The sequence below is a fragment of the Fretibacterium fastidiosum genome (assembly GCF_000210715.1).
Classification (GTDB): Bacteria; Synergistota; Synergistia; order Synergistales; family Aminobacteriaceae; genus Fretibacterium; species Fretibacterium fastidiosum.
In genome coordinates this window covers 2,706,880-2,710,147 of the sequence record NC_021038.1, presented here as the reverse complement: position 1 = coordinate 2,710,147, position 3,268 = coordinate 2,706,880, and the positions used below count along the sequence as shown (strand labels likewise).

The following is a 3,268-nucleotide window of genomic DNA, read 5'->3' as shown; positions in this document are numbered from 1 at the left end:
ACAAACAAGAGCCCCGTCATAAAACTCATCAAAAAAGTTTTTCGCATCGGCATCTTCTCCTCAAACACTTATTTGCTGTTCCAAAATTTATCTTAATGTTCAGACAATACGGTCAGCTTTCCTTTAGCAATCCTAACAGCCTGGTTTTGCCAAGGTACAAAACAACAGCTGACTGATCTTCGATGTCTGTTGTCTTTGAATGCTGTAAAGATAAGCGTTCCCCATAAGACCCCTCCTGCTTGACATCCTGTCCTTCCACCGCGTAAACTCGTTCACTGATGTCTCATGAGAATGAATTGTAATGTAGTCGTCTGCATCTGTTGATTGTAAAAACACAGCCATCCAAACCGTAAACTGTCCTTCATCCAAACTCTACTGATACTATCAACCCCCTGAGCTTTTATTTCCCCCTTCTGATCTATATATCCCTCTCCCAATATGGACGCGAAACCATCCTTAAGGTAGTGATATCGTTCCAATAATTTTGAATCCATTTTTTCGACAGAATCAGCTATTTCCACATAATAAGCGATATTGATACCATCCGTCTCTGAAATATAAGAAAGTTGCCCATTCCCCCACCGCCAAATTGGAATGTCATTCTCTTCAAATATAGGTGAACCCCATGTCGACACATAAACGCTTCCCCCCGAAGAGAATAATGGAATCAGTTTCTGATAGATTTCATTTGCATTTGGCGCAAAAGCCCAACCTGTTTGAGCACAAAATATTAATAATATCATAACAATATTTCTGCTAATTTTCATTTGTCCATCCCATCCTTAGATAAAACGAAATCTTTTTCATTAACTGCAATTCCAACCCCAGCTTGCTCCGTCCCTGGTAAAATCATTCGAATAAGTCCAATTTTTTCCTCTCCCCTAGACCATACAAGAAAACCCTTGTTGTCCCTTACAGGTGTTCCCAGTTTTTTCGACAAACCTTTCAATAACACCTGATATCTTTTATCAGCTTTCTTCGCGCCATAGAAATATTCCATATAAAATACGGCTACGCATTTATTCTCTTCAAAAACACATTCAATAGAATTATCTGAGAAAAAATATTTATCTTTGTTGTCAAACTCCCAGGTATAAAAACCTGATGATGACTTTTCTCCGTGCCGTCCCATTATCCTATTAACATCTTCCAAAGAACGGGCATAAAGGCGATGCACCATTCCATAAATCACCTCTGCATTTGGGGCAGATGGAGAAAATAATTGGAAAATACCCCATAAAGCTGACGCTCCAACAAAAAGAAACAAAAGAATTTTTCGTTTTGACATCTTCAAGTCGCCCTCCCACAGAATCAAACGTCGTCTCTCATATCATCCGGTTTCATCAAAAATTCCTGTTCTCCTTCAATCAAAAGCAGGCTCTAGAGCTTCTAGTGCACCACCACCAATAACAATACTAACATCCTTCATATCGTAAAACGGCATTATTCAATCCTCCCCCGATGTTATTCAAAATTAATTATTAAAATTGACACAGAACACATACCCCACAACATGGCCCAAATCAGTTGTTCCGTAGAAACATGATAAAAAAATGATATCAATACACCCCAGAATATGCCATATAGAGTAACTACAACGAATTTTAGCCATGATGGCCAATGAGATGGCAAAAAATAATAGCGAATATAAGTAAATAGAATCCAGGAAACACTATAAAAAACAATGCCCATTCGAGCATATGGTTCCATTGGAGCATGGTGCCCTATTCCTCGGCAAGATGCGAATGAAGAAAACAACAGAATAAATCCTCGTACAAACATTTCTTCAAAGGACAGCTCTCCCAAAGATGCCCAGAAAATACGCCATAAGTCGCCCCACCTGAAGGGAATTCGATCGCCACTCATTTCAGAACGGCCAATACCAGGGCTTCTTCTTCCTGCCTCCGACGCTTTTCAGGTATTCCGCCACGATTGTATTTCCTCCCTCCTCCGCCATATCAAGCGCCGTCCCCCTTTCGCCCTTCTCAGATTGCTTCAAGTTATTTAAAGCGTTGACCTCTGCCCCGGTCTCGACCAAAGCTTTTGTCATCTTCAGAAAGTCAGTTCCATCCCTTCCTGTACGCTTCAACATCTCGCTGAAGCTCTCCCATTCTCCCGAAGGCTTGCGCCTCAAAAAGCTTATTCCTGTCGCCATGTGCAAAGGTGTCATACCCTCCGTGCGGACATTTGGATTGGCCCCACGCTCCAGCAGAGCGGACACTACCCGCGGCAGTCCCATAGCCGCGGCACCCCAAAGGGGCGTAAGTCCTTCATTATTAACAGCGTTGACGTCAGCTCCAGACTGAATCAACAGGAGCGCCACTTCCTCATCTTCCCCTAACGTCGCCTCATGCAGCGCCGTATTTCCTTCCTTATTCTTGATATTCGGATCCGCTCCTACGCTGAACAGAACCTCCAGCAGTCGTGGAATATCCTTCAAATCCCCCTGCTGGATTTGGTTACGGATTTCCCTGTCACTGTAAAGCAGCGCTGCAATGTGGAGCGGCGTCGTTCCATCACGATTCCGGGCATTGGCCAGGCTCATATCCTCCAACAACAGAAGGTTCACGATCTCCAGCGTCTTCTCCAGAGGGCGGCCTTTCGCTAGGGCGATCATGGCACAGTGCAAAGTGGTCATGTCCCCGTTAGCCCTGTGTCCGGGCTTCGCTGAGGCACGGAGCAGCAGCCGAACGACATCGGGGTCTCCCCTCCTGATGGCCATGAACAGGGGCGTCCAGCCGCTCTCGTTCTCCTGTTCCAAGTCCTGTCCGTTCCGGATCACCGCCTCGATCTCCGCAATGTCGCCGCTCTCGACCAAGGCAAAGAAGTCATCCCTCCCCATAGCGCCAAGGGCCGGCACTGCCAAGCCCAACGACAAAAGGAAGGACGCCACAAAAAAACACGCGCTCGCCGCAGATAACTTCCGTCGCAAGGACTTTCGCCTCCCACTTCTTCTGAATTTTTCAGCCGTTCGTCGTTTTGCCTGAATTTTAAAGAAGAGCGCGAACCCTCCCTTCCTCCGGGTCGCTTCGCGCTGTCGATTTCAGGAATTCGTGGTTGTTCAGGTCTGCGCGTCGTGACGGCGCTCCCGTTTGCCCTTCCGAGTTCCAAGTCTATATCCATGAAGCACAAAAACGATGTATTTTTATCCTATCAAGGTTGCCGGGCCGTGTCAAGAAGGGAAACAAGAAGTTTTTTCTAAAAAGACGCTCAAAAACATGAAGATCAGCTGATACCAATTCGCGTTTAATATGGATTGCCTCCCCTG

3 protein-coding genes are annotated in these 3,268 nt (G+C 45.6%); all 3 read right to left on the bottom strand.

Translation table 11 applies throughout. From position 1 onward, the window contains the following. Positions 1 to 272: 272 nt before the first annotated feature. The gene (locus tag SY1_RS12165) at positions 273 to 767 is read right to left on the bottom strand and encodes a hypothetical protein (RefSeq protein ID WP_208873908.1); all 495 of its coding nucleotides are present in this window, start codon (positions 765 to 767) and stop codon (positions 273 to 275) included. After that, the gene (locus SY1_RS12160; RefSeq protein WP_208873907.1) at positions 764 to 1,288 is read right to left on the bottom strand and encodes a hypothetical protein; all 525 of its coding nucleotides are present in this window, start codon (positions 1,286 to 1,288) and stop codon (positions 764 to 766) included. Before SY1_RS12160 ends, SY1_RS12165 begins: the two co-directional genes overlap by 4 nt. Positions 1,289 to 1,867: 579 nt before the next feature. Then, positions 1,868 to 2,842, bottom strand: a complete 975-nt coding sequence (locus SY1_RS12155; protein ID WP_279369755.1) for an ankyrin repeat domain-containing protein — start codon at positions 2,840 to 2,842, stop codon at positions 1,868 to 1,870. Positions 2,843 to 3,268: the final 426 nt, after the last annotated feature.